The organism is Rhodanobacter sp. UC4452_H20 (genome assembly GCF_052978205.1).
The window spans coordinates 2,002,294-2,028,743 of the sequence record NZ_CM129662.1; the positions used below are offsets into that span (position 1 = coordinate 2,002,294).

19 protein-coding genes are annotated in these 26,450 nt (G+C 68.8%); 8 read left to right on the top strand and 11 right to left on the bottom strand.

Annotation, left to right across the window (positions count from 1 at the left end; translation table 11 throughout):
• Positions 1-22: 22 nt before the first annotated feature.
• The 4 genes from ACVCMC_RS09555 to ACVCMC_RS09570 form a co-directional block, all read right to left on the bottom strand.
• On the bottom strand, positions 23-757 hold the full coding sequence (locus ACVCMC_RS09555; RefSeq protein WP_447097086.1) for a YebC/PmpR family DNA-binding transcriptional regulator: 735 nt from the start codon (positions 755-757) through the stop codon (positions 23-25).
• A 39-nt stretch (positions 758-796) separates the two neighbouring features.
• On the bottom strand, positions 797-1,495 hold the full coding sequence (locus ACVCMC_RS09560) for an esterase/lipase family protein (RefSeq protein WP_447097087.1): 699 nt from the start codon (positions 1,493-1,495) through the stop codon (positions 797-799).
• A 49-nt stretch (positions 1,496-1,544) separates the two neighbouring features.
• On the bottom strand, positions 1,545-3,308 hold the full coding sequence (aspS, locus tag ACVCMC_RS09565) for an aspartate--tRNA ligase (protein WP_447097088.1): 1,764 nt from the start codon (positions 3,306-3,308) through the stop codon (positions 1,545-1,547).
• A 128-nt stretch (positions 3,309-3,436) separates the two neighbouring features.
• Complete coding sequence (locus ACVCMC_RS09570) at positions 3,437-3,760, bottom strand: FmdB family zinc ribbon protein (protein ID WP_447097089.1); 324 nt, start codon at positions 3,758-3,760, stop codon at positions 3,437-3,439.
• A 425-nt stretch (positions 3,761-4,185) separates the two neighbouring features.
• Here ACVCMC_RS09570 and ACVCMC_RS09575 point away from each other — a divergent pair, with 425 nt between their 5' ends.
• A complete protein-coding gene (locus tag ACVCMC_RS09575) occupies positions 4,186-4,914 on the top strand; it encodes a CsgG/HfaB family protein (RefSeq protein WP_395116804.1) in 729 nt (242 codons plus the stop codon).
• Between the two features lie 349 nt (positions 4,915-5,263).
• Complete coding sequence (locus ACVCMC_RS09580) at positions 5,264-7,684, top strand: TonB-dependent receptor plug domain-containing protein (protein ID WP_447097090.1); 2,421 nt, start codon at positions 5,264-5,266, stop codon at positions 7,682-7,684.
• Positions 7,685-7,797: 113 nt separating this feature from the next.
• Here the strand turns inward: ACVCMC_RS09580 and clpB are convergent, their stop codons facing one another.
• Positions 7,798-10,383: an ATP-dependent chaperone ClpB gene (clpB, locus tag ACVCMC_RS09585; protein ID WP_447097091.1), complete on the bottom strand. Its 2,586-nt coding sequence runs from the start codon at positions 10,381-10,383 to the stop codon at positions 7,798-7,800.
• Positions 10,384-10,543: 160 nt separating this feature from the next.
• Here clpB and otsB point away from each other — a divergent pair, with 160 nt between their 5' ends.
• Genes otsB through otsA form a run of 3 tightly spaced genes read left to right on the top strand, consistent with a single transcriptional unit; the run spans position 10,544 to position 14,557 of the window.
• Entirely contained in the window at positions 10,544-11,383 is an 840-nt protein-coding gene (otsB, locus tag ACVCMC_RS09590; RefSeq protein ID WP_447097092.1) for a trehalose-phosphatase, read from the top strand.
• Positions 11,343-13,148 carry a glycoside hydrolase family 15 protein gene (locus ACVCMC_RS09595; RefSeq protein WP_395116796.1) on the top strand — a complete coding sequence of 602 codons (1,806 nt, stop codon included), beginning with the start codon at positions 11,343-11,345 and terminating at the stop codon, positions 13,146-13,148. The genes otsB and ACVCMC_RS09595 overlap by 41 nt, the downstream gene beginning before the upstream one ends.
• Positions 13,148-14,557: an alpha,alpha-trehalose-phosphate synthase (UDP-forming) gene (gene otsA, locus ACVCMC_RS09600; protein ID WP_447097093.1), complete on the top strand. Its 1,410-nt coding sequence runs from the start codon at positions 13,148-13,150 to the stop codon at positions 14,555-14,557. The genes ACVCMC_RS09595 and otsA overlap by 1 nt, the downstream gene beginning before the upstream one ends.
• On the opposite strand, the gene pgeF is transcribed toward otsA, so the two are convergent.
• Together pgeF and rluD are read right to left on the bottom strand one after the other, a co-directional pair.
• Positions 14,548-15,297, bottom strand: a complete 750-nt coding sequence (gene pgeF, locus ACVCMC_RS09605) for a peptidoglycan editing factor PgeF (protein ID WP_447097094.1) — start codon at positions 15,295-15,297, stop codon at positions 14,548-14,550. The two genes, otsA and pgeF, sit on opposite strands and share 10 nt — an antisense overlap.
• Before the next feature lie 75 nt (positions 15,298-15,372).
• Entirely contained in the window at positions 15,373-16,347 is a 975-nt protein-coding gene (rluD, locus tag ACVCMC_RS09610) for a 23S rRNA pseudouridine(1911/1915/1917) synthase RluD (protein ID WP_447097095.1), read from the bottom strand.
• A 70-nt stretch (positions 16,348-16,417) separates the two neighbouring features.
• On the opposite strand from rluD, the gene ACVCMC_RS09615 reads away from it, so the two are divergent.
• The gene (locus ACVCMC_RS09615) at positions 16,418-17,284 is read left to right on the top strand and encodes an outer membrane protein assembly factor BamD (RefSeq protein ID WP_395116788.1); all 867 of its coding nucleotides are present in this window, start codon (positions 16,418-16,420) and stop codon (positions 17,282-17,284) included.
• A gap of 86 nt (positions 17,285-17,370) precedes the next feature.
• On the opposite strand, the gene ACVCMC_RS09620 is transcribed toward ACVCMC_RS09615, so the two are convergent.
• The 3 genes from ACVCMC_RS09620 to sucC form a co-directional block, all read right to left on the bottom strand.
• Positions 17,371-19,041: an NAD+ synthase gene (locus ACVCMC_RS09620; protein WP_447097096.1), complete on the bottom strand. Its 1,671-nt coding sequence runs from the start codon at positions 19,039-19,041 to the stop codon at positions 17,371-17,373.
• Between the two features lie 183 nt (positions 19,042-19,224).
• On the bottom strand, positions 19,225-20,097 hold the full coding sequence (gene sucD, locus ACVCMC_RS09625; protein ID WP_395116784.1) for a succinate--CoA ligase subunit alpha: 873 nt from the start codon (positions 20,095-20,097) through the stop codon (positions 19,225-19,227).
• A gap of 14 nt (positions 20,098-20,111) precedes the next feature.
• Positions 20,112-21,461, bottom strand: a complete 1,350-nt coding sequence (gene sucC, locus ACVCMC_RS09630; RefSeq protein WP_447097097.1) for an ADP-forming succinate--CoA ligase subunit beta — start codon at positions 21,459-21,461, stop codon at positions 20,112-20,114.
• Positions 21,462-21,574: 113 nt separating this feature from the next.
• Here sucC and ACVCMC_RS09635 point away from each other — a divergent pair, with 113 nt between their 5' ends.
• Together ACVCMC_RS09635 and ACVCMC_RS09640 are read left to right on the top strand one after the other, a co-directional pair.
• On the top strand, positions 21,575-23,218 hold the full coding sequence (locus ACVCMC_RS09635; RefSeq protein ID WP_395116780.1) for a sensor histidine kinase: 1,644 nt from the start codon (positions 21,575-21,577) through the stop codon (positions 23,216-23,218).
• 91 nt (positions 23,219-23,309) lie between these two features.
• The gene (locus tag ACVCMC_RS09640; RefSeq protein WP_395116778.1) at positions 23,310-24,704 is read left to right on the top strand and encodes a sigma-54-dependent transcriptional regulator; all 1,395 of its coding nucleotides are present in this window, start codon (positions 23,310-23,312) and stop codon (positions 24,702-24,704) included.
• 150 nt (positions 24,705-24,854) lie between these two features.
• Here ACVCMC_RS09640 and ACVCMC_RS09645 read toward each other — a convergent pair whose 3' ends face one another.
• Positions 24,855-26,414 (bottom strand): response regulator, encoded by a 1,560-nt coding sequence (locus tag ACVCMC_RS09645; RefSeq protein ID WP_395116776.1) that lies wholly within the window; start codon positions 26,412-26,414, stop codon positions 24,855-24,857.
• Positions 26,415-26,450 lie beyond the last annotated feature (36 nt).

Below are 26,450 nucleotides of genomic sequence, written 5' to 3' on the forward strand. Positions count from 1 at the left end.
GCGAAGGCGCGAGGCCTCCGACTTATTCGGCCGTCCCGGCGGGCAGCAGGGCGTTGTGCGAGACCTCGCTCACGTCGTCCAGCGCATCGAGCTTCTCGAGCAGGTCGAGCAGCGGCTCCAGCGCTTCCGCCGGCACCTCGACGCGATTGTTCGGGCGCATCACCACGCCGGCGTGCACGGCGTTGAGGCCGGCGTCGATCAGGGCCTGCTGCACCGCCTCGAAGTGCTCCGGCGCGCACAGCACGATGCTCTCGCCGTGCTCGTTGATCACGTCGTCGGCGCCGGCCTCCAGTGCAGAATCGAGCACGAACTCCTCGGCGCTGGCGTCGTTGCCGGTGGCGAATACCAGTTCGCCGCAGCGGGTGAACTGGAACGCGACCGAACCGGACGTGCCCAGGTTGCCGCCGTGCTTGGTCAGCGCGTAACGCACGTCGGCGACGGTGCGGGTGGGGTTGTCGGTGAAGCAGTCGATGATCAGCGCGATGCCGGCCGGGCCGTAGCCCTCGTAGCGCAGCTCCTGCATGTCGGCGCCGCCGTCGGCACCGGAGCCGCGCTTGATCGCGCGCTCGATGGTGTCCTTGGTCATGTTGGCCGACAGCGCCTTGTCCACCGCCGCGCGCAGGCGCGGGTTGCCGCCAGGATCCGCGACGCCCGCGCGGGTAGCCACGGTGATCTCGCGGATCAGCTTGGTGAACACCTTGGCGCGCTTGGCGTCCTCGGCGTTCTTGCGACCTTCGATGGACGGGCCTCTACCCATGGCGATTCCTGCATGAAGCGATTGGACAAGCGGGCAATTTTACCTGAAATCGGCAGGTGTGCCGGCGCCCGGCTCCGCGGCAAATCGCCCCTCGCGCAGGAAACAGGCCACCCGCCGCGCCACCTCCGGCGAGAACAGCAGACTGGTGTGGCTCGATTCGACCACGCAATGGTCGGCCAACCCCGGCAGGCGCGTCTCGGCCACCGCCACGGTGCCGTCGTGCTCGCCCTCCAGCTGACCCAGCACGGCGCCCAGCCCCAGCGCGACGCGGCCGGCGATCACGCCCACCTCGCGCTCGCCATCCCAGCGCTCGAAACCTTCTTCCAGCAGTTGGCGGTTGTGTCCCAGCAACAGCTCGCCGCCGCGACCCCAGCGGGCAAAACCGCGCGCGGCGGCACTGCCGCGCAGTGGCGAGCCGAGGCAGACGATGCGTCCCGGCGGCAGCGCCTTGCCGTCGCTGCAGGCCCGCAGCGCGAGCAGCCCGCCCAGGCTGTGGCCGACCAGGTGCACCGCGTCGGCCTCGCCGGCCAGCGTGGCGATGCGCTGGTGCAGGCGATCCAGGATGTGCTGCTGGCTGGCGGCCACGCTCAGGTAATCGAAGCGGTGCACGCGAAAGCCGGCCTCCATCAACCGGTGATGCAGCATGGACAGCGCGAACCCGCGCATCCACAGGCCGTGCAGCAGGATCACGTGGGCCTGCAGCCGGGACTCGGGATCGGGATTTCGGGATTCGGTCATCACGCGTCTCGCCACCACCGGCTGTCGGCGAGGGTACGCGCCTCGCGCCTCAGGGCTTGCCCTCGACGGTCGCCACCGACAACTCCTTCAGCTGGGCGGCGGATACCGGCGACGGTGCGTCGGTCATCAAGTCCTGCGCGCTGGTGGTCTTGGGGAAGGCGATCACGTCGCGGATCGACTCGGTGCCGGCCATCAACGCGGCGATGCGGTCGATGCCGAAGGCGATGCCGCCGTGCGGCGGCGCGCCGAACTTCAGTGCCTTGAGCAGGAAGCCGAACTTGGCCTCCGCTTCGTCGGCGCCGATGCCCAGCAGGCCGAACACCGCGCTCTGCATCTCCGGGCGATGGATGCGGATCGAGCCGCCGCCGATCTCGTTGCCGTTGAGCACCATGTCGTAGCCGCGGCTGACGGCAGTGGCTGCATGGCTCTTCAGGTCGGCGATGTCGTCGATCTTCGGCGCGGTGAACGGATGATGCAGGGCCACGTAGCGCTGCTCGCCCTCGTCGTACTCGAACATCGGGAAGTCGGTAACCCACAGCGGCTTCCAGCCCTCCTCGACCAGGGAACGATCCTTGCCGACCTTGAGCCGCAGCGCGCCCATGAAGTCGGTGACGGTCTTCCACTTGCCCGCGCCGACGAACACGATGTCGCCGGATTGCGCGCCGGTCGCATCGAGCACGGCATCGAGCGCCATGTCATCGAGGAACTTGGCCACCGGCGAGCTGATGCCCTCGCGGCCCTTCGCGCGATCCTCGACCTTGATCCAGGCCAGCCCCCTGGCGCCGTAGCGGGCGACGTACTCGGTGAGCCCGTCGATGTCCTTGCGCGACAGCAACGCAGCGCCGGGCACGCGCAGCGCGGCCACGCGGCCGGCCGGATCGTTGGCCGGTTCGGCGAACACCTTGAACTCCACGCCCTTCAGCGCATCGGCCACGTCGACCAGTTCCAGAGCGATGCGCAGGTCCGGCTTGTCCGAACCGAAGCGGCGCATGGCTTCGGCCCAGGTCATGCGCGGGAAGCTCGCATCGAGCTCCACGCCCTGCACCTCGCGGAACACGTGGCGGATCAGGTCCTCCACCATGTCCTGCACGTCCTTCTCCTCGACGAAGGCGAACTCCATGTCGAGCTGGGTGAATTCCGGCTGGCGATCGGCGCGCAGGTCCTCGTCGCGGAAGCAGCGCGCGATCTGGTAGTAGCGGTCGAAGCCGGCCATCATCAGGATCTGCTTGAACAGCTGCGGCGACTGCGGCAGCGCGTAGAACTGGCCCGGATGCACGCGGCTGGGCACCAGGTAGTCGCGCGCGCCCTCGGGCGTGGCCTTGGTCAGGATCGGCGTCTCGATGTCCTGGAAACCGCGCGCGTCGAGGTAGCGCCGCAGCGTCTGCACCAGACGTGTGCGCTTGCGCAGCATCGCCTGCATCTCGGGGCGGCGCAGGTCGAGGTAGCGGTAGGTCATCCGCATGTCCTCGTTGGGATTCTCGTGCAGCGCGAACGGCAGGTCCTTCGCCGCGTTGAGGATCTCCACGCGGTCGGCGAGCAGTTCGACCGTGCCGGTCTTGAGCTTGTCGTTCGCCGCCAGCCGGCGACGCAGCGTGCCGGTGACACGCAGGCAGTACTCATTGCCGATCTCGCCGGCGATGGCGAACGCCGCGGCGTTGTCGCGCTCGATCACCACCTGCGCCACGCCCTCGTGGTCACGCAGGTCGACGAAGGCCACGTGCGCCTGCAGGCGGATCGTGTTGACCCAGCCGCAGAGGGTGACGGTCTGGTCGATCAGGGCCTCGTTGACGAGGCCGCAGTAATGCGTGCGCATGCGCTGGAAACTCCGGGCCGACTGGCGGCATGAACGGGGGAAAAGACCCGGAATCTTAGCATCGCCGGCCTTCCGGCAAACGCCGGGCCGCCGCGGCTGGAGCCGAACGGGAGGACGCGCGGGCGGACTCAATCCGCCGCCGCGGCCGCCTTGGCGGGTGCAGCGGGCTTGGCGGTGGACGCCTCCGGCGCCGCCGCCGGCTTGCCTTCCGGGGCCGGCTTGCTGCCCTCGCCCGCCGTGGTGCCGGCGAGATTGTGCTTCTTCTCGCCGTCCTTCTTGAAATCGGTCTCGTACCAGCCGCTGCCGGCCAGGCGGAATGCCGGCGCACTGACCCGGCGGTGCAGTTTGGCTGCCGCGCAGGCGGGGCAGACGGTGGGATCGGCATCGGACAGCTTCTGCAGGCGATCAAAACGATGGCCGCAGCCGCTGCATTCAAATTCGTAGATGGGCATGGTGGTTTCTGGACTCCGGACCAGGATGGAGCGGGACTGGTCGCAATATCGGGTGGGCCGGCGCCGATTTCAACGCGGGCGGCGCGACCGGGCCGCGGGGCCGGCACGCACAGGGCGTCATCGTAGCGGCGCCACCGGGTGGTCGCCAGATCCGCGGGCGGCGGCGGTTCCCGGCGGCCGCGGGAGGGGCGACGACCTGGCCGGCGGAATCCCGCGGACAGGGTTTCACGGCCGGCGCCTACACGTCCACGGCGCGCCACGCTTGAACAGGGAGCCGAAAAACGGCCACTATGGCCTGCGCCGCACGCGGTGCAGCCGGGTGGGCGCCGCCACGGCGTCGGCCACGCCGTCGGCGCCGCGGCTTGCCGGCGCGAGGGCCGGCAATCAGGGGGTTATCAGCGCTCCATCAAGCGGAGGGGACAACGATGAAACGAACACGACGATTTGCCACCGGCACCATGCTGGCGCTTGCCGTGCTGGCGAGTGGCGCCGCCATGGCCCGCGAAGCACCGACCTTGACCGTCGCGGTGGTCGACTTCACCAACAACAGTGACTCCGTCGCCTGGTGGCACGGCGGCGTCGGCTCGCAACTGGCTGACGTGCTCAGCAACGAACTCAGCGCCACCGGCGACTTCAAGGTGATCGAGCGGCAGAAGATCAACGCCGTGCTGGCCGAGCAGGATCTGGCCAGCTCCTACCGCATGCGCCCGGGCAGCAGTCCGCACACCGGCAACATCACCGGTGCGCAGTACCTGATCACCGGCAGCGTCGCCTCGTACACGGAAGACACCTCCAACACCGGCGGCGGCCTCAGCTTCGCCGGCTTCCACGTCGGCGGCGGCCAGGCCAAGGCCTATGTGGCGATCGACCTGCGCGTGATCGACGCGGAAACCTCGGAGGTCGTGTTCTCGCGCACGGTGGAAGGGCGCAGCACCGACAAGGCGATTCGCCTGAGCGGCTACACCCGCGGCGTCGGCGGCGACTTCGGCCACAAGGAGAAGACGCCGGCCAGCAAGGCGGTGCGCGCCGCGCTGATCGAGGCCACCGATTATCTCGACTGCGCCATGGTCAAGCGCGACGGCTGCGAGGCCCGCTACGAGCAGAAGGAACAGAAGCGTCGCCAGGGCGACCGCGATTCGCTGGATCTCGACTGAAGATGTCGCCGGGTTCTCGATGTCGAAGCCCGGCCGCGCACCACCGGATGCGGATCGGGCACACCGGTGCCCGATCCGCGCGAGCGCAGCCACGCCTGCATCATGTCGCCGTTTGCGTGGCGCCGATGGCGCCATGATGCGTTCGCGAGGCGCTCGTGCGGAGGATGGCGCAAGCCCCTCGCAAGTTCCTTCGCCGCGCCGACGGCGCCGCGCTTGACAGGTCATTCTGCAGCAACCTAAGTTCGAGCCCGTCAGGGACGCACGACACCACATCCCCGAGCGAATGCGCGTGCCAGGTCGCAGTCATGGACCCGCCGACTACATGCTCGCCATTGCCCGGGGTTCGCGCATGCAAGCCAAATCATTCCCGATCCGGGGCGGCCTCGCCGCCGCCATCGCCCTCGTCCTGTCCTCGTTTTCCCTCTCCCTGCCCGCGCGCGCCCAGGACCCCGGCGCCGCGCCGGACAAGCCTGCCGCCAAGGATGTCACCGCACTGCAGGCGGTGGTGGTCACCGGCACCCGCGTGTTCGACCGCACCGAAGCCACCTCGCTGGCGCCGATCGACGTGCTGACGCCGAAGGACCTGGTCGGCACCGGTGCCACCGACCTGGCCACCGCGCTGCGCGTGCTGCTGCCCTCGTTCAACTTTCCGCAGCCCTCGGTGACTGACGCCACCGACGCGATCCAGCCCGCGCAACTGCGCGGGCTCTCGCCGGACCAGACGCTGGTGCTGATCAACGGCAAGCGCCAGCACACCACCGCGATCGTCAACGTCAACGGCTCACTGGGCCGCGGCTCCTCGCCGGTGGACATCAACGCGATCCCGGTCAACGCGATCGAGCGCGTCGAGGTACTGCGCGACGGCGCCGCGGCGCAATACGGTTCGGACGCGATCGCCGGCGTGATCAACATCATCCTCAAGGGTGGCGCGCAACACGGCTCGCTCAGCCTCACCGGCGGCCAGTACAGCAAGGGTGACGGCACCACCTGGCAGGGCGGCGCCGATGGCGGCTTCAAACTCGGCGACAAGGGCTGGGTGCACCTGAGCGCGAACGCCAGCCACCAGGACCCGACCAATCGTGCCGGTGCCGACGTGCGCTACCCGGGTGATCCCAGCTACGGGCAAGTCACCTTCCACTACGGCATCCCGCTGGTGCGGGCCAGGCAGGCGGCGATCAACCTGCAGTACGACTTCACCCCGAACGCGCAGCTCTACGCCTTCAGCCTGTTCAACAAGCGCGACGTCAGCGCCGGCGGCTTCTTCCGTTCGCTGTCGACCTATGCCAGCAGCTACCCCGGCGCGGCGGCGGTCTATCCGGACGGCTATCTGCCGATCGAGAACAGCGCGATCCGCGACGACAGCGAAGTGCTCGGCTTGCGCGGCACGGTGGCCGGCTGGCATTACGACCTCAGCGCCAACACCGGCGGCAACCACTGGAAGCTGCACACCAGCGACACCTACAACTACTCGCTGGACCCGGATTCGCCCACCGGCTTCTACATCGGCACCCTGACCAACCGGCAGGATGTCTACAACGCCGACTTCAGCCGCGACTTCCAGCCCGCCATGCTGCCGAACGGATTGTCCGTGGCCTGGGGCCTGGAATACCGCCGCGAGGAGTTCACCCTCAAGCAGGGCGACGCGGCCTCGTACGCCGGCTCCGGCGCGCAGGTGTTCCCCGGCTACCAGCCCGGCGACGCCGGCTCGCACTCGCGCAAAAGCCGCGCGCTTTACGTGGACCTGGAGAGCGACCTCACCGACAAGCTCTCTGCCGGGCTGGCGGTGCGCCGCGAGCATTACAGCGATTTCGGCGGCACCACCTCGGCCAAGTTGTCCGGGCGTTTCGCGTTGACCGACACGCTGGCCCTGCGCGGCACCGTGTCGAACGGTTTCCGCGCGCCGTCGCTGCAGCAGGAGTACTACTCCAGCACCGCGATCAACTTCGTCGCCGACGGCAGCGGCAACCTGATCCCGTACACGATCCGTACCTTCCCGGTCAGCAACCCCGCCGCGCAGGCGCTGGGTGCGCAGGCACTGAAGCCGGAGAAATCGCGCAACTACAGCCTCGGCCTGGTGCTGACCCCTTCCAGCGGCTTGTACACCACACTGGATTTCTACCAGATCGACATCGACCACCGGATCATCCTCAGCGGCAACCTGGTCGGAACGCCCGTGCAGGATTACCTCACCTCGGTGGGCATTCCGTTCGTCAGCGGCGGCCGCTTCTTCACCAACGCGGTCGACACGCGCACGCGCGGCGTCGACCTGGTGGCCACCTGGCCGCTGCAGTTGGAACACTCCGCGCTGAAGTTCACCGGCGGAGTGAACTACAACAAGACCGACATCCGCGCGATCGCGCCGAACCCGCCGCAACTGGGCCTGGTCGGGCTGACCTTGCCGATCATCGACCGCACCGAACAGGGCCGCATCACCAAGGGTGCCCCGCGCACCAAGGCGTTCCTCGCCACCGACTGGAACGTCGGCAACTGGAGCTTCCACGGCCAGCTGACCCGCTACGGCCAGTTCACCACGCTGGGCAACAACCCGGCCACGGACCAGACCTACGGCGCACGCTTCGTGCTCGATGCCAACGCGAACTACGCCTGGAACAACTGGACCTTCGCCGTGGGCGCCAACGACCTCAACAACGCCTACCCCGAACGCAGCAGCGCCGCCAACAACTTCCACGGCATCCTGACCTACTCGGGCTCGTCGCCGTTCGGCTTCAGCGGCGCGTACTACTACGGCACGGTGGCCTATCACTGGTGAGCTGATCGGCTGGGGCGAGGTCGACGCGCGGGATCTGCGCTGCGGCCTCCACACGGGAACCGACACCGAACCCGGCGCGCCGGAAGCATCCGCCGCGCCGGGTTGACCCGCGGCTACCGGAACACCAGCTGGCCGCCGGCGGTCGACACGTGGATGGTGTCGCCGCCCTGGAAACGACCCTCCAGGATCTGCCGCGCGAGCGGATTCTCCAGTTGCTGCTGGATCGCCCGCTTCAGCGGCCGTGCGCCGTAGACCGGATCGAAGCCGACGTTGCCGAGCAGGGTCAGCGCGTCGTCGCCCACGTCCAGCTTGAGCTGCCGCTCGGCCAGGCGCTTCTCCAGGTATTCGAGCTGGATCTTCGCGATGGCGCGGATCTGGTTCTTGTCCAGCGGCCGGAACACCACGATCTCGTCGAGCCGGTTGATGAACTCGGGGCGGAAGTGCGCCTGCACCACGCCCATCACCGAGGCCTTCATCTGGGTGTACTGCTCCTCCGCGTCGCCGCCGCTTTCCGCCGCGTCCTGGATCATCTGCGAGCCGAGGTTCGAGGTCATCACGATGACGGTGTTGCGGAAGTCCACGGTGCGGCCCTGGCCGTCGGTGAGGCGGCCGTCGTCCAGCACCTGCAGCAGGATGTTGAACACGTCCGGGTGCGCCTTCTCCACCTCGTCGAGCAGGATCACGCTGTACGGCCGGCGCCGCACGGCTTCGGTCAGATAGCCGCCTTCCTCGTAGCCGACGTAGCCCGGGGGCGCGCCGACCAGGCGCGAGACGGAGTGTTTCTCCATGAACTCGCTCATGTCGATGCGCACCATCGCGTCGGTGGTGTCGAACATGAATTCGGCCAGCGCCTTGCACAGCTCGGTCTTGCCCACGCCGGTGGGGCCCAGGAACAGGAACGAGCCGTTCGGCCGGTTCGGATCGGACAGGCCGGCGCGCGAGCGGCGGATCGCGTCGGCCACGGCGTGCACGGCCTCGTCCTGGCCGACCACGCGCTTGTGCAGCTCGTCTTCCATCTTCAACAGCTTGTCGCGCTCGCCTTCCAGCATCTTGCTGACCGGGATGCCCGTCCAGCGCGACACCACTTCGGCGATTTCGTCGGCGGTGACGCGCGTCTGCACCAGCTTGAAATCCTGCGTCTCGGCGGCCTGCGCCGCGGCGAGCTGCTTTTCCAGTTCGGGCAACTTGCCGTACTGGATCTCGCTCATCCGCGCGTAATCCTGCGCGCGCCGCGCCGCTTCCAGATCCTGGTTGGCCTGTTCGATCTGCTCCTTGACCTTGGTCGTGCCCTGCAGCGCGGCCTTCTCGGATTTCCACACCTCGTTGAGGTCGGAGAACTCGCGTTCGAGCTTCTCGATGTCGGCTTCCAGGTCGGCCAGGCGCTGCTTCGATTCGCTGTCCTTCTCCTTCTTCAGCATCTCGCGCTGGATCTTGAGCTGGATCAGCCGACGTTCGAGCCGGTCCAGTTCCTCCGGCTTGGAGTCGATCTCCATGCGAATGCGGCTGGCGGCCTCGTCCATCAGGTCGATCGCCTTGTCCGGCAGCTGGCGGTCGGCAATGTAGCGGTTCGACAAGGTCGCGGCGGCGACGATCGCCGGGTCGGTGATCTCCACCCCGTGGTGCACGGCATAGCGCTCCTTCAGGCCACGCAGGATCGCGATGGTGTCCTCCACCGATGGCTCGCCCACGAACACCTTCTGGAAGCGCCGCTCCAGCGCGGCGTCCTTCTCGATGTACTGGCGGTATTCGTCCAGCGTGGTGGCGCCGATGCAGTGCAGCTCGCCGCGCGCCAGGGCCGGCTTGAGCATGTTGCCGGCATCCATCGCGCCCTCACCCTTGCCGGCGCCGACCATGGTGTGCAATTCGTCGATGAACAGGATCACCCGGCCTTCCTGCTTGGCCAGGTCGTTGAGCACGGCCTTGAGCCGTTCCTCGAACTCGCCGCGGAATTTGGCGCCGGCGATCAGCGCACCCATGTCCAGCGCCAGCACCCGGCGACCGCGCAAGCCCTCGGGCACTTCGTCCTTGATGATGCGCTGGGCCAGGCCTTCGACGATCGCGGTCTTGCCCACGCCGGGCTCGCCGATCAGCACCGGGTTGTTCTTGGTGCGCCGCTGCAGCACCTGGATGGTGCGGCGGATCTCCTCGTCGCGGCCGATCACCGGGTCGAGCTTGTTGCGCTCGGCGCGCTCGGTGAGGTCGATGCAGTACTTCTCCAGCGCCTGGCGCTGCTCCTCGGCGTTCTCGCTCTGCACCTTCTCGCCGCCGCGCAGCTTCTCGATGGCGGCCTCGAGATTCGCCTTGTTCGCGCCGGCCGCCTTCAGCGCCGCGCCCAGCTCGCCCTTGTCCTCCAGCGCCGCCAGCACGAACAGCTCGCTGGCGATGAACTGGTCGCCGCGCTGCTGCGCCAGCTTGTCGGTGAGGTTGAGCAGCCGGTTGAGGTCGTTGCCGAGGTTGATGTTGCCCTCCTGCCCGCGGACCTGCGGCAGGCGATCGAGCAACTCGTTCACGCGCTGCATGAGCATCGGCACGTTGACCTGCGCCTGGGTCAGCAGCGGGCCGGTCGAGCCACCCTGCTGGTTGAGCAGCGCGGCCATCACGTGCGCCGGTTCGAGCATGTTGTTGTCGCGGCCCACGGCCAGCGACTGCGCGTCGGCCAGCGCCTGCTGGAACCGCGAGGTGAGTTTGTCCATTCGCATGTCGAGAATCCCCGCATCGGTAGGGCGGCAATCGCCACGGCGCAGACGTGTGGCCGGAATGCACCGATTCAAGCTGGCCCGGTCCGCCGATCGCCGTTCACCGTGGCCGCACGCGGCGCATGGCCGGCTCTTCACATTCACCCTGTTACGGTGCGGCCCGATGTCCACGCCACACCCCGCCAACGCCACGACCCACGCGCCGCTTCCCCCTCCGCCGCTGCCCACCGCAGACACTGCCTGGGCGCTGTTGCTGGACGTGGACGGCACCTTGCTCGACTTCGCTGATGACCCGCATGCGGTGCGTGTGGACAACGAGCTGCTCGCCCTGCTCGACGCGCTGCACGGGGCGACCGACGGCGCGCTGGCGCTGGTCAGCGGGCGCCGGCTGGACGACATCGACCGCCTGTTCGAGCGCCCGCACCGGGCCGCCATCGGCCTGCACGGAGTGGAGCTGCGTGCGGCTACCGGCGAACTGCGCCGCCACGTGGTGATGCCGCTGCAACAGGCGCGCATGCAACACGAGGCGCAGGCGCTGGCCGCGCGCTTTGCCGGCGTGCAGCTGGAAAACAAGCAGCAGGCGGTTGCGCTGCACTGCCGCGGGTCGTCGGACGAGTGGCAACAGTTGCGCGAGGCGGCCATCGGCGCGATCGCCCATCTGCCCGGCTACGAACTGCAGGCCGGTCGCCGCGTGCTGGAGTTCAAGCCCGGCGGCATGGACAAGGGCCGCGCCGTCGCCGAACTGCTGCAAGGCGAACCGTTCAAGGGCCGGCTGCCGGTCTACCTCGGCGACGACCTCACCGACGAGCACGCCTTCGACGCGGTCAATCGCGCGCACGGACTCAGTGTCCGCGTCGGTGACCGCCATCCCAGCGCCGCGCGCTTCACCCTGCCCGATCCGGTCGCCACGATCGCCTGGCTGACCCGCGTCCTGGGCGCACTGATGCAAGGAGCCCCCACCCATGCCCGACCATCCGAACGAGAAACCTCGCGCCAGTCTTGAACTGGGCGTGATCGGCAACGGCAGCGTGGCCGCGCTGGTCGACAGCCACGCGCGCATCGTCTGGTGTTGTCTGCCGCGGTTCGATGCCGACGCCAGCTTCTGCAGCCTGCTCTCGCCGACCCTCCCCGGCGGGGACTGGGCCATCGAGCTGGAGCACTTCGACCATGCCGAGCAGTTCTACCTGCGCAACACCGCGGTGCTGGTCACGCGGCTGTTCGACCGCCAGGGCGGCGCGATCGAGATCACCGACTTCGCCCCGCGCCACCGCGCCTCCGGCCGGCTCTACCATCCCGAAATGCTGGCGCGGCGCGTGGCGCCGATCTCCGGTTCGCCGCGCATCCGCGTCCGCATGCGCCCGCTGTGCGACTACGGCGCGCGCACGCCGCAGACCACCTCCGGCAGCAACCACATCCGCTACCTGCTGAGCGACACCATCCAGCGACTGACCTGCGACGTGGCGCCGCTGATGGTCGAACGCGGCCTGCCATTCGGCCTGGAGCAGCCCGCGCACTTCCTGTTCGGTCCGGATGAGACGCTGGAAGGCAACGTGTCGGACTTCATCCACCTGGCACTGGAACGCACGCTGGACTACTGGCGCGAATGGACCCGCTACCTGTCCATCCCGTTCGAGTGGCAGGAGGCGGTGATCCGCGCCGCGATCACGCTGAAGCTGTGCCAGTACGAGGCCACCGGCGCGATCGTGGCGGCGTTGACCACCTCGATCCCGGAGTCGCCCGGCAGCGGGCGCACCTGGGATTACCGCTACTGCTGGCTGCGCGACGCCGCCTTCACCGTGCGCGGCCTCAACCGGCTGGGCGCCACGCGCTCGATGGAGGAGTACATCCGCTACGCCTTCAACCTGGTCGCCAACCGCGGGCAGGCCGAACTCGGCCCGGTGTTCGGGATCACCTTTGCCGAGCAATTGCCCGAGCGGCAGGTCGACACGCTGGCCGGCTACCGCGGCGACGGGCCGGTACGCGTGGGCAACGACGCATGGCAGCAGCGCCAGAACGATGTCTACGGCTCGGTGCTGCTGGCCTCGGCACAACTGTTCTTCGACCAGCGCCTGCAGCATCGCGGCGACAAGGTGACGTTCGAGCGGCTGGAGCAGCTGGGCAAGACCGCACTGCGCATGGCCGAAGAGCCCGATGCCGGCCTGTGGGAGTACCGCGGGCGCATGGCCGTGCACACCTACTCGGCGGCGATGTGCTGGGCCGCGTGCGACCGTCTGGCGCACATCGCCACCGAGCTGGGGCTGGAGGACCGCGCGCGCTGGTGGCATGACGAGGCGGCCGCGCTGCACGGGCGCATCGAAGCGCGCACCTGGAACGAAAAGCTTGGCCATTTCGTCGACGCCTACGACGGAGAGCGGCTGGACGCCAGCCTGCTGCTGCTGGCCGACATCGGGTTCGTCCAGGCGAGCGACCCCCGCTTCGTCGCCACCGTCGACGCGATCGGCGACAAGCTCGGCCATGGCGACTACATGTTCCGCTACATCGCGCCGGACGACTTCGGCGCGCCGGAAACCAGCTTCAACATCTGCACGTTCTGGTACATCGACGCGCTTGCCGCCACCGGCCGCGAGAAGCGCGCCCGCACCACCTTCGAGAACATGCTCGCCCAGCGCACCACGCTGGGCCTGCTCTCGGAGGACATCGCGCCGAAGACCGGCGAGCCGTGGGGCAACTTCCCGCAGACCTATTCGCTGGTGGGGCTGATCCAGTCGGCGATGCGCCTCTCCCGCCGCTGGGAGGACGCCATGTGATGGCGCGCAAGACTCCCGGCCGGCTCATCGTGGTCTCCAACCGCGTCGCACTGCCCCACCAGACCGCCGCTGGCGGTCTCGCCTCGGCCCTGCGCGCGGCGCTGGCCGAAAACGGCGGGCTGTGGTTCGGCTGGAGCGGCAAGGTGAGCGCCGCCGAGACCGGCGCCGAACTGCACCAGGCCAGCGACCACGGCATCGACTACGCCACCGTGGACTTCTCGCGCGCCGACCACGACGCGTTCTACGCCGGCTTTTCCAATGGCGCGCTATGGCCGCTGCTGCACTACCGGCCGGACCTGGTCGACTACCAGCGCAGCCATCTGGACGGCTATCTGCGGGTCAACCGGATCTTCGCCGAGCGCCTGCGTCCGCTGATCGGCCCGGACGACACGATCTGGGTCCACGACTACCACCTGATCCCGCTGGCCGCCATGCTGCGCAAGCTCGGCGTGAAGAACCGCATCGGCTTCTTCCTGCATACGCCGCTGCCCGCCGCCGGCCTGCTGATTGCCCTGCCCAACCACCACGAGCTGCTGGAAACACTGGCCAGTTACGACCTGATCGGCGTGCACACCCATCGCGACCTGCGCGCGCTGGAGGATTATTTCCTGCACGAGGCCGGTGCGGTGATGCGCCTGGGCGGGCGCATGCGCATGCCCGGCGGGCGCGAATTCCGCGCCGGCGCCTTCCCGATCAGCATCGACACCGAACACATCGCCGGGATCGCGCAGAAGGCCGTGGGGCTGAAGGAAATCGTGCAGCTGCGCGAAAGCACCCGCGGCATCGCGCTGATCATCGGGGTCGACCGGCTGGACTATTCAAAGGGCCTGCCGCATCGCTTCCAGGGCTACGCGCGGCTGCTCGAACGCGACCCGGAGCTGCACCGCCACGTCACCTTCATGCAGATCGCGCCGCCCTCGCGTGGCGCGGTGCTGGAGTACCGCGCGATCCGCCGCGAGCTGGAGCGCAGCGCCGGCCACATCAACGGCAAGTACGCCGCGCCGGACTGGGTGCCGATCCGCTACATCAACAAGTCGTTCCCGCACCGCCTGCTCGCCGGCTACTACCGCAGCGCGCGCGTGGGCCTGGTCACGCCGCTGCGCGACGGCATGAACCTGGTGGCGAAGGAGTACGTGGCCTGCCAGGACCCGGAAGACCCCGGCGTGCTGGTGCTCTCGCGTTTCGCCGGAGCCGCGCTGGAGCTGGGCGATGCCTTGCTGGTCAACCCGGCCGACACCGAAGAGGTCGCCGACGCCCTGGAGCAGGCGCTGCACATGCCGCTGACCGAACGGCGCCGGCGCTGGAAGGCGATGATGCGGGTACTGCGCCACAACGACATCACGCATTGGCGCACCAGTTTCCTGGAGGCGTTGCGCGCGCCCGGGAAACCCGCGCCGGATCAGCCCTGAGCGAGCCAGATCAGGCTGGCGAAGCGGCCGCTGGCGGCGCCGTCGCGCCGGTACGAGTAGAAACGCGGGTCGGCATGGGTATCGTCGCCGCCGCCGTAGACGCGCGTCACGCCCGCGCGCGCCAGGCGCTGCCGCGCCAGTGCGACCAGGTCGCAGCGCCAGTGGCCCGGGCGCGTGGCCTCGAAGCACGCCGCGGCAGCCGCGTCGCGCGCGACGAACGCGGCGCGCACTTCCTCGCCCACCTCGTACGACGGCGCGCCGATGCACGGGCCCAGCCACGCCAGCACGCGCGCCGGCGGGCTGACCATCTGCGCCAGGGTGGCCTCCAGCACGCCGGCGGCGAGGCCGCGCCAGCCGGCATGGGCCGCACCGATCTCGCCGCCATCCTCGCTGCACAAAAGCACCGGCAGGCAATCGGCGGTGAGGATCGCCAGCACCGTGCCGGGAATGTGCGAGACCGCCGCATCCGCCTGCGGCTCGTGTGCGCTGGGCAGCGGGCCGAGTTCGGCCACGCCGCAACCGTGCACCTGATGCAACCAGCGCGGCGCGGCCGGCAGTCGCAGCGCCTGCTGCAGCGCGCCGCGGTTCGCCATCACGGCCTCGGCCGCATCACCGCTGCGCAGGCCGAGGTTGAAGCGCTCGAACGGCGCGGAAGACACGCCCGGTCCCAGCCGCGTGGTGACGGCCGCGTGGACTTGCGGCGGCGCGGGCCAGTCGGGAAAGATCCAGCTTTCAGTCATGGGGGCCGGGATTGGAGATCGGGGATCGGGGATTCCCCAAGCATCGCACGGCTGGCGGCGGCGCGTACCGACCCATCAATACGGGTCCGGACCGTGTTCGGCCAGATCCGCACGCAGCGCCTCGATCAGGGCCAATTGATCGGCGGGGCGCTCGGCCGTGAACGACAGCGCCTCGCCGGTGACCGGATGCACGAACGAGAGTTTCTCCGCGTGCAGCGCCTGCCGGCGGAAGCCGCGCAAGGCGGCGACCAGGCCGTCACTGGCGCCCTTGGGCAACTTGAGGCCGCCGCCGTACAACGGGTCGCCGATCAGCGGGTGGCCGATGTGCGCCAGGTGCACGCGGATCTGGTGGGTGCGGCCGGTTTCCAGCTGGCATTGCAGCAGGCTGTGCGCGCGGAAGCGCTCGCGCACGCGGTAATGGGTCACCGCGCGCTTGCCGTCCTCCTCGTCACGCACGGCCTGGCGCAGGCGGTCGCCCATGCTGCGGCCGATCGGCTGGTCCACCGTGCCGCCGGCCACCATCGTGCCCATCACCACGGCCTCGTACTGGCGTTCCACTTCGTGCCGCGAGAGCAGATCGACCAGCGCGGTATGGGTGGACAGCGTCCTGGCCACCACCATCAGGCCGGAGGTGTCCTTGTCCAGCCGATGCACGATGCCGGCGCGCGGCAGCTCGGCCAGCTGCGGGTCGTGGTGCAGCAAGCCGTTGAGCAGCGTGCCGGCCGGGTTGCCGGCGCCGGGATGCACCACCAGTCCGGCGGGCTTGTCCAGCACCAGCAGGTCGGCATCCTCGTACACGATCGTCAGCGCAATCGCCTCGGGCTGGCTGTGCACTTCCGTTTCCAGTTCGACATCCAGCTCGACCCGCTCGCCGCCGCGCAGCAGTTGCCGCGGCGCAGCCGGGGCGCCATCCAGGGTCGCCGCGCCGGCCTTGATCCAGCCGCTGAGCCGCGAACGCGAATAGGCGGGGAACATCTCGGCCAAAGCCTGGTCGAAGCGACGGCCTGCTGCACTCAGCGGAACCTCCGCCTGCTGCCGTATGGTGGTCATGCCAGCCCCCGCGGGCGGCAACCGGTTTCAGTTATCATGCCTGTTCGTTCCGACATCCGAATTCATTCCTATGCGCCCATCCAGTGGCTCGACCACGCCATCGTTGTTCCCGCTGCACGCCGCCAGGCTGCTCGCCGTGGTCGCCCTGGTGGCCGTGCTTGGCGCCTGTTCGATGTTCGGCCGCAAGGGCAACACCATCGACACGATGCCGCTGGAGCCGCTGTACAACCGCTCCCACAGCTTCCTGGAGGCGGGCAATTACTCCGGCGCGGTGCGGGCGTTCCAGCGCCTGATCGCGCGCTTCCCGTCCGGTCCGTACAGCGAGCAGGCCCAGCTTGAGCTGGCCTATGCGCAGTACAAGGACAACCAGCCGGACGAGGCATTGTCCACCATCAACCGCTTCATCAAGACCTATCCGGCCAACAAACACGTCGATTATGCCTATTACCTGCGCGGCCTGATCAATTTCGACCGCACCAGCGGCTTCATCGAGCGCTTCACCAAGCGCGCCGGCGGGCTGACTCGCCGCGACCAGGGCTACAACCTGCAGGCGTTCGACGATTTCTCCGAACTGTCGCGGCGCTTCCCCGACAGCGCCTACACCGCCGACGCGCGCCAGCGCATGATCTACCTGCGCAACCTGCTGGCGCAGTACGAGATCAACGTGGCCGAGTTCTACCTGCAGAACAAGGCCTACATCGCGGCGGCCGACCGCTCGCAGTACGTGATCGAGCACTACCAGCAGGCGCCGCAGACCGGCGATGCGCTGGCCATCCTCGCCCGCAGCTACCTGGCGCTGGACCGCAAGGAACTGGCTGCGCAGACCCGCGAAGTGCTGGCGCTGAACTATCCGAACCACCCCTATCTCACCGATCCCAAGTGGCCGCACGCACCCTCGCTGGTGCGCAAGATGATTCCGTTCTCCGGGCATCATTGAGTTTGGCCGCTGCGCGGCCGGGAATGGGGAATGGGGAATAGGAAAAGCAGGCGCAGGAGCGTCGGGCGCCCCCCCGGAGTCCCGATTCAACGCCACCCTGACGTGATCGGGTAACGGCGTTCGCGGCCGAAGGCGCGCGTGGTGACGCGGGGGCCGGGGGCGGACTGGCGGCGTTTGAACTCGTTGAGCAACACCAGCCGCGCCACCCGCTGCACCGTCGCGGCATCGTGGCCCACGGCCACGATCTCCGCCTGCGACTGCTCACCCTCGATGAAGCGTTCGAGAATCGCATCCAGCTCGTCGTACGGCGGCAGCGAATCCTGGTCGACCTGGTTGTCGCGCAGCTCGGCCGAGGGTGGACGGGCGATGACCTCGGGGGGAATCGGCAATCGGGAATCGCGCATCGTCGAAGAGCCGGATGTCGGCGAGGACATGCGTTCCCGGTTACCGGCTCCATTGCGCCACCGCGCCAGCCGATACACCACCGTCTTGTACACGTCCTTGAGCGGCGCGTAGGCGCCGCACATGTCGCCGTACAGGGTGGCGTAACCCACGGCCATTTCACTCTTGTTGCCGGTGGCGAGCAGCAGGCGGCCGTGCTTGTTGGACAGCGCCATCAGCATCACGCCGCGCGTGCGCGACTGCAGGTTCTCCTCGGTGGTGTCGGCGGCCTTGCCGGCGAAGGCGGGAGTGAGCGCATCCATGAACGACTGATACGTCGCCTGGATCGGGATCACGTGGTAGTCCACGCCCAGCTGCTCGGCCTGCGCGCGGGCACCGTCGAGCGAGAGCTGCGAGGTGTAGCGGGTGGGCATCATCACCGCGGTGACGCGCCGGGCGCCCAGCGCGTCGACCGCCAGCGCCAGCGTCAGCGCCGAGTCGATGCCGCCGGAAAGGCCCAGCAGCACGCCGTCGAAGCGGTTCTTGTCGATGTAGTCGCGCACGCCGCGGACCAGCGCCGCGTACAGCGTCGCCTCCATCGACGAGTCGGCCGGCACCGGCCAGTCGATCGCCGCGAGCGTGCGCGTGGCCGGGTCGAACTCGGCCCACAGCAGCGCGTCGACGAAGGCCGGCGCCCGTGCCGCTATCGACCCGTCGCCGTTGACCAGGATCGAAGCGCCGTCGTAGACCACCTCGTCCTGGCCGCCGACCAGGTTGAGGTAGGCGATCGCGCAGCCGGTTTCGCGCGCCCGCGCCGCCAGCACGACCTCGCGCTCGGCCTGCTTGCGGTCGTCCCACGGCGACGCATTGATCACCACGATCAGCTGCGCGCCCGCAGCCGCGGCCTGCGCGGCCGGCTCGGGCTGCCACACGTCCTCGCAGATCAGCAGGCCCACGCTCACGCCCTCGATCACGCGCGTCGTGGTGCCGTTGCCGGGGCGGAAATAGCGCAGGTCGTCGAACACGCCATAGTTGGGCAGCGCCTGCTTGTGCGCGGTGCACTCGATCCGCCCCTCGCGCAGCAGGCTGGCGCCGTTGTAGACCTCGCCGGCGCTGTGCGGATGGCCGACCAGCGCCGCGACGCCCTGCGCCGCGCAGGCCAGCGCGCACAGCTCGCGCTCGCAGGCGGCGAGAAAGCTCGGCCGCAGCAGCAGATCCTCCGGCGGATAGCCGCTCAGGGTCAGCTCGGGAAAGGCCACCAGCGCGGCGCCGCCTTCGCGCGCCTGCGCCATCAGTCCTGCCGCCTTGGCGGCATTGGCCGCCACCGCGCCGACGGCAAAATCGTGTTGGGCCAGCGCCAGTCGCAGCTTTGCCATGGACGCAGCATTCCTTGGATTCAATCGGCGAATGGTAGTGGAATGCCGCGCCGGGTGGCCCGTCCACGCGGGCGCTGCATTCAGATCCGCCGATCGTGCGGCGGATCGTTGCCGGCGCGTGACGGCGCCGAAGCCAAAAAAAAGGCCGCGCAATGCGCGGCCCTTGTTCTCCTGCGCCAACGCCTACTTCATCAGCTTGGCGAGCGCCTTGCCCAGGTCGGCCGGCGACTTCACCGTGGTGACGCCGGCCTTCTCCAGCGCGGCGAACTTCGCCGCGGCGGTGCCCTTGCCGCCGGAGATGATCGCGCCGGCATGACCCATGCGCTTGCCCGCCGGAGCCGAGGCGCCGGCGATGAACGAGACCACCGGCTTCTTCACGTATTCGCCGATGAACTCGGCGGCGTCTTCCTCGGCGCTGCCGCCGATCTCGCCGACCATGATGATGCCTTCGGTCTGCGGATCGTCCTGGAACAGCTTGAGGCAGTCGATGAAGTTCAGGCCGTTGATCGGGTCGCCGCCGATGCCGATCACCGTGCTCTGGCCGAGGCCTTCGTTGGTGGTCTGGAACACCGCCTCATAGGTGAGCGTGCCGGAGCGCGAGACCACGCCGACCCTGCCCTTGCTGTGGATGTGGCCGGGCATGATGCCGATCTTGCATTCGCCGGGGGTGATGATGCCGGGGCAGTTCGGCCCGATCAGCACGATCTCCGGATGCTGCTGCAGCACGTTCTTCACGCGCAGCATGTCCAGCACCGGGATGCCTTCGGTGATCGCCACGATGGTCTTGATGCCGGCGTCGATCGCTTCGAGGATCGAGTCGGCCGCGAACGGCGGCGGCACGAAGATGACGGAGGCGTCGGCGCCGGTTTCCAGCACCGCTTCATCGACCGAGTTGAACACGGGCAGGCCGATGTGCTCCGAACCGCCCTTGCCCGGAGTCACGCCACCGACGACTTTGGTGCCGTAGTCGATGCACTGCTGTGCGTGGAAGGTGCCCTGCTGGCCGGTGAAGCCCTGCACCAGCACCTTGGTGTCTTTGTTTACGAGAACGCTCATGTTTCGATTGCTCCTCAGGCCTTGGCCGCAGCCACGGCTTTCTGCGCCGCGTCGTTGAGATCATCCGCCGGCGTGATCGCCAGGCCGGAGTTGGCCAGCAGTTCGCGGCCCTGATCGACATTGGTGCCCTGCAGGCGCACCACCACGGGAATCTTCAGGCCCACTTCCTTGACCGCGGCGATGATGCCCTCGGCGATCATGTCGCAGCGGACGATGCCGCCGAAGATGTTGACCAGGATGCAGTTGACCTTGTCCGAGGAGGTGATCAGCTTGAACGCCTCGGTCACCCGCTCCTTGGTGGCGCCACCGCCGACGTCGAGGAAGTTGGCCGGCTCGCCGCCCGCCAGCTTGATCACGTCCATGGTGGCCATCGCCAGGCCGGCGCCGTTGACCATGCAGCCGATGTTGCCGTCCATCGTCACGTAGTTGAGGTTGCTCTGCTGCGCGGCGGCTTCGGCGGCGTCTTCCTGGGTCAGGTCGCGCATCGCGGCCAGGTTCGGATGACGGAACTCCGCGTTGTCGTCGGAGTTGACCTTGCCATCCAGCGCAGCGAGGTTGCCGTCTTCCAGCACGGCCAGCGGGTTCAGCTCGACCAGGGCCAGGTCCTGCTCGTTGAACAGCTTGTACAGGCCCAGCATGATCTTGGTCAGCTGGTTGACCTGCTTGTTGTTGAGGTCCATCGCGAAGCCGAGCTGGCGGCACTGGTACGGCTGCAGCCCTTCGACGAAATCGACCACGATGGTGTGGATGTCTTCGGGCGTGTCGCGCGCCACCTGCTCGATGTCCACGCCGCCATGCTTGGAGGCGATGAACGAGATGGCCTTGGAATCGCGGTCCACCAGGATCGACAGGTACAGCTCGCGGGCGATGTCGGTGGCGTCGGTCACCAGCACCAGGTTCACCGGCAGCGCACGCCCGGCCGACTGGTAGGTTGCCATGTTGGTGCCGAGCATGCCCTTGGCGGCGGCGCGCACGTCGTCGAAGCTCTTGCAGAACTTGACGCCGCCGGACTTGCCGCGGCCGCCGGCGTGGATCTGCGCCTTGACCATCCATTGCGTGCCACCGAGCGCCTTGGCGGCATCGACGGCGGCGTCGGGGGAGTTGGCGACCTTGCCCGGCGGCACGGCGATGCCGTACTGCGCGAACAGTTCTTTGGCCTGGTATTCGTGGAAATTCATTCGATACCTCGAGCGAACGGAGAAACGATGACGGCCGCACGCATGAAGAAAGGCGTGGGTCAGGGGATCGGCGGTGGAATCACACACGACCCGGTCGCGGCACAAGGGCCGGACACGGGCCGAACCGCAGCAAACGGCCGCCCATTTTCGCGGAAGCGGGCCGCAATGGAAAGGGCGCGGCCGCATCGCGACCGGCCGGGCGGCGATTTTCCGGCCTCCACGAAGGTGGCGCGGCCCCCGCCCGGGCTTGCCCGGGGCGTCATATACTCGACCGCAACCGCACCGGAATCGCAGCCTACGTGTCTACCTTAGCTACGTTAAACGATCCGCGCGCAGGGACGGCCACGATCCGCCACGAGCTGTCGTTCCTCAATGTTTTCAGGCTGGTGCAGGCGCTGGTGTACGTCGCCCTGGCATTCAGCCCGCCCGGCATGGGCTGGCCGCAGCTGGCCGCGCCGGGCTTCGCGCGCACGCTGGCCACGCTGTACCTGATCTTCGCGCTGCTGGCGCTGCTGCTGAACCGGCGCAGCATGGCCCACGCAAAGACCGCCGTGGCCGCCACCCTGGTGGTCGACGTCGTCGCCGCGGTGCTGGCGATCGTGGCGATGCACGATGCGCGCATCGGTATCGCGATGATGCTGGCGGTCAACCTCTGCGCCGGCGCGCTGATCCTGCCGCTGCGCATGTCCGGCTTCTTCGCCGCGCTGGCGACGCTGGGCATGCTGGGCATCTCGCTGTTCGGCTGGTCGCTGTCGCCCCACGCCGGTGACCGCGACCTGCTCGAAGCGGCGCTGTTCGGCCTGGCCTATTTCGCCACCACCGCCCTGTGCAGCGTGCTGGGCCAGCAGCTGCGCGCCACCGAGGCGCTGGCCGAGCAGCGCAGCACCGACCTGGCCAACCTGTCGCAGATCAACGAACTGATCATCCGCCGCATGAAGACCGGCGTGCTGCTGGTGGACGACGCCAACCGCATCCACCAGATCAACGAATCGGCCTGGATGCTGCTGGGCAATCCCGGCGCCGACCAGCGCGACCTCGGGCTGCTGGCGCCGGAACTGTCGCGCCGGCTGTACCACTGGATGACCTCGGGCAAGCTCGACGAAACCGCCACCCAGCTCGCCGACGGCGTCCCGGAAGTGGTGCCGCGCTTCACCCGGCTGGCGCCGAACGACGACTCGCACGTATTGATCTTCCTCGACGACACCTCGCTGCTGTCGCGCCGCGCGGAGGAGCTCACGCTCAGCTCGCTCGGCCGGCTGTCGGCCTCGATCGCCCACGAGATCCGCAACCCGCTGGCGGCGATCCGCTACTCGGCGCAGCTGCTGGCCGAATCGCGCACCATGGACGGCGCCGACCAGCGCATGGTCGAGATCATCAACAACCACTGCGTGCGGCTCAACGAGATCATCGAGAACATCCTGCAGCTGTCGCGCCGCGAGCGTTCGCGCCCGGAAGCGCTGGACCTGGGCGACTGGGCGCAGGATTTCGTGGAGGAATACCGCCAGGGCAACGACCTCGGCGCCGACTCGCTGCGCGCGATCGCCAGCACCGGCGTGGCGGTGGTCGCGCTGGCCGATCCGCAGCAGCTGCAACAGGTGGTGTGGAACCTGGTGCAGAACGCGCTGCGCTACGGCCGCCTGCCCGGCGAGCCGGCGCGGGTGATGGTGGTCGCACGCCAGGGCGAGCATGGCGTGCCGATCCTCGAGGTGATCGACCGCGGCCCCGGCATCGCGCCCAAGGTGGCCGCACAGATCTTCGAGCCGTTCTACACCACCCACGAATACGGCACCGGCCTGGGCCTGTACCTGGCCAAGCAGATGAGCGAGGCCAACCAGGCCGCGCTGGAGTACGTGCGCGTGGCCGGCGGTGGCAGCTGCTTCCGGCTTACCCTGACGCCGGCGCAGATGAACCGCGGCGCCGGCGACGGCGAGCCCGAAGCCTGAACGCTCCGGCAGGCCGCCGACGCCGCGCGCCGGCTTTGCTCTTGACTTGGGCCGCGGTTATTCTTGAGCCACCCTCCCCTCGCGACATGCCATGAGCCTCCAGACCGTCCTGGTCATCGACGATGAACGCGATATCCGCGAGCTGCTCACCATCACCCTCGGGCGCATGGACCTGCAGGTCGAAGCCGTCGGCACCGTCGCCGACGCCCGCCGCGCGCTGAGCGAAAACAGCTACGACCTCTGCTTCACCGACATGCGCCTGCCCGACGGCAACGGCCAGGAGATCATCGAGCTGATCGCCGAAACCTGCCCGGACACGCCGGTGGCGATGATTACCGCCTACGGCAACGTCGACGCGGCGGTGAACGCGCTCAAGGCCGGCGCGTTCGACTTCGTCTCCAAGCCGGTCGACATCCAGATGCTGCGCGGCCTGGTGCGCACCGCGCTGCGGCTGGCCGAGGAGAAGCGCGAAGGCGGCGGCGCCGCCAAGGCCGGCGGCTCCGGCGACCGCCTGATCGGCGACTCGCCGGCGATGGAACAGGTGCGCGCCACCATCGCCAAGCTGGCACGCAACCAGGCGCCGGTCTACATCGCCGGTGAATCGGGCGTAGGCAAGGAGCTGGTCGCGCGGCTGATCCACGAGCGCGGTCCGCGCGCGGGCGGCCCGTTCGTGCCGGTCAACTGCGGCGCGATCCCGTCCGAGCTGATGGAAAGCGAGTTCTTCGGTCATCGCAAGGGCAGTTTCACCGGCGCCAGCGCGGACAAGGAAGGCCTGTTCCAGGCCGCCCAGGGCGGCACGCTGTTCCTCGACGAGGTGGCCGAACTGCCGCTGCACATGCAGGTCAAGCTGCTGCGCGCGATCCAGGAAAAAGCGGTGCGCCCGATCGGCGGCCGCGACGAGATCCCGGTGGACGTGCGCATCCTCTCGGCCACCCACAAGAACCTCGGCCAACTGGTCGAGCAGGGCCAGTTCCGCCAGGACCTGTTCTACCGCATCAACGTGATCGAGCTGCGCGTGCCGCCGCTGCGCGAACGCCGCGGCGACGTGCCGCAGCTGGCCGCGTTCATCCTCAAGTCGCTGGCCGGCAAGAGCGGCCAGGAAGTCGGGCGGCTGACGCCGGCCGCGCTCGATGCGCTGGAAGCCTACGACTTCCCCGGCAACGTGCGCGAGCTGGAGAACATCCTCGAACGCGCCATGGCGATGAGCGACGGCGCCAGCATCGAGGCCTCCGACCTGATGCTGCCCCAGCGCGGCGCGCGCCCGGCGCCGACGGAGGTCGCCGCCACTGCCGGCGCTCCGGCCGCTGCCGCTGCCGCGGCACCCAGCGCCGATGGCGGGCTGGACGACTACATCAGCAACATCGAGCGCACCGCCATCGTCAAGGCGCTGGAAGAATCGCGCTACAACAAGACCGCCGCCGCCCGCAAACTCGGCATCACCTTCCGCGCCCTGCGCTACAAGCTGAAGAAGCTCGGCATCGACTGAAGGCGCAACCCGACGCCTACCCGCGCGCGACGGCTTTCCGCCGCGCAACGAGGGAAGGCGTTCGCACGGGGAATGTCCCGCGACCGCCGCGCAGGGCGGCAACCGCCTGCTCCGGCCACGCGGACCGCAAAGCGGCGCGCCGTGCCTGGGCTACGCGGAGTCGTCGCCCTCCAATCCCTTGCGCAGCGCGCGCAGGAGGGCCGCGGTGCTGACCGGCTTGTCCACGATTTGCAGGTTGTCCAGCGGGGGCAGTTCCTGCGGGTCCGGTGGCGCGTCCGGGCGGGCGAGCAGCACGACGCCGCCCTGGTAACCCTGTTCGACCAGCGCGGCCAGCGTGCGCACGCCGGTGAAAAGGTTCATGTCGGCGTCGAGCAGCACCAGGTCGGGCAGGCCGCCGGCCTCGATCCACTGCAGCGCGGCGGTGCCGCTCTGGCTGGCGTGCGCCTGGTAGCCGTAGGCATCGAGCGTATCGGACAGCAGCGACAGCTGGCCGGCCTCCTCCACCACCACCAGCACGCGTTCGGCGGCGCCTTCAAGGCTCTGCATGTCGTCCATCGCCTCGGCGTCGGCTTCCATTTCGTCCAGCGGGATGTAGAGGTCGAAACGGGTGCCGCTGCCGGGTTTGCTGTCCACCCGCATCACGCCGCCGTGGCTGGCCACGATGCGCTTGCACGAGATCAGGCCCAGGCCGGTGCCGGCGTCCTTGGTGGTGAAGAACGGTTCGAACAGGTGCTCCAGCACGGCCTGGTCCATGCCTGGCCCGGAGTCGATCACGCTGATGCGCAGGTAGCAGCCGGTGTGCGGCACCTCCTCGGGCAGGAAGAAGTCGTCGGCCAGCCGCTGCTGGCTGGTCTCGATGCGCAGGTTGCCGCCGTCGGGCATCGCCTGGATCGCGTTGAGGCAGAGGTTGAGCAGGCATTGCTGCAGCTCGGTGTGGTTGCCCTCGAAGGCCAGCTCGGGGTCGTCGATGGCCAGGTCCATCACCACCGAACGGGGCACGCTGCCCTGCATCAGCAGGCCGAACGCGCTCATCAGGGTGCCCACGCGCACGCGCTCGGCGCGGCGGGCGCCGCGCGCGAAGGAAAGCATCGAGTGCACCATCTCCAGCCCGCGCTTGCCGCAATCGCGCACCAGGTTGCCCAGCCGCATCAGCCGCGGGTCGTCCTGGTAGTCGCGCAGGCTGTCACCGGCCAGCAACAGCGGCTGCAGCAGGTTGCGCAGGTCGTGGCTGAGGCCGCCGGCGAGCATCGCCAGGCTCTCGAAACGCTGCGCGCGGATCAGGTCGGCCTCGGCGCGGCGGTTGGCCTTGCGCGCATCCGCCTCGACCAGCGCCCGACGCACCGCACTGGCCAGGCGCACGGGGTTCTGCTTGAGGATGTAGTCGGTCGCGCCGTTGCGCAGCGCCTCGATGGCGGCATCCTCGCCCAGCGTCGCGGAAACGAAGATGAAGGGCAGGTCCTCGTCGCGCTCGCGCAGCAGCTCCAGCGCGCGCTGCCCGGAGAAACCCGGCACGCTCAGGTCGGACAGCACGATATGCGGGGCGAACTCGTCCAGCGCGGCCAGGTAGCCGGCTTCATCGTCGACCAGCCGCGCCTCGTGCGGGATGCCGTCGGCGTCCAGCTCGGCCAGCACCAGCTCGGCGTCGAGCTCGCTGTCCTCCACTTGCAGCACCCGTATCGTCGGCATCGACTTGATCTGCCGGTTGGGCATGGGGTTCTCCGTCACTGGCCGTGCGGCCATCGTTGT